The 718-nt window shown below is 82.3% G+C and carries 1 pseudogene; it reads right to left on the reverse strand.

The features are described from left to right. Positions 1 to 718: pseudogene (locus tag ACFQ11_RS37775) on the reverse strand (hypothetical protein); the annotation flags it as partial.

Consider the following 718-nt stretch of genomic DNA (forward strand, 5'->3'; position numbering starts at 1 on the left):
GGCCGCGCGGGCTCCGCGGGGGCCCGGCCGGCGGGCTCGCCCCACGCGGTGTCGGCGGGCTCGCCCCAGCCGGCGCCGGCCCGGCCGGATTCGCCGCCGTGCGCCGCGCCGTTCAGGGAGCCGTCGGTGATCGTGGCGTCCGCCGGGCCGCCGAACTGGTCGCCGAGCTGGTCGAGCGGGCCCGTCTCCCAGGGGATGTGGCGCGCCGGCCGGGGCTCGGGCACCATCGGCTGCGCCTCGGGCACGACCGGCTCGGGCCCGCCCGGAAGGCCGGCGCCGTCGTGTCCCGGCTCGTCCGGTCGCCGGTCGCGGTGTTCCGCGGGCGGGTCGGCGGGCTGCTCGTTGCGCGGCTCGAACAGGCCGTTCGAGCCGCCGTCGCCGGCGGGGCGTCCGGGCAACTGGGCGCCCGGCCGCCGCACCGGAAGCTCCCCGGGCCGCCGGAGCGGCTCCGACTCGTCCGGGCGCCATTCCTCGGTGGGCCGTTCGGACGGGTGCGAGGACGTCCGCCCGTCCTCGGGAACGCGCGGGAGCGGGCCGGTGCCGGGACGGGCGGCGTGCGCGCCGGTACCGCGCACGGGGCCGAGCGGCCCGGAGTCGTTCATCGTCGGCTGGGGGCCGGTGGCGCCGCGCAGCGGGCGCAGCGGGCCGGTGCCGCCGACCATCGGGTGCGAGCCGCTGCCGGCGGGACCGCCCAGGCCGGGCGCGGGGTCGCCGCCCG

Origin of the sequence: Actinomadura sediminis (assembly GCF_042675525.1) — a bacterium.
GTDB lineage: Bacteria > Actinomycetota > Actinomycetes > Streptosporangiales > Streptosporangiaceae > Spirillospora > Spirillospora sediminis.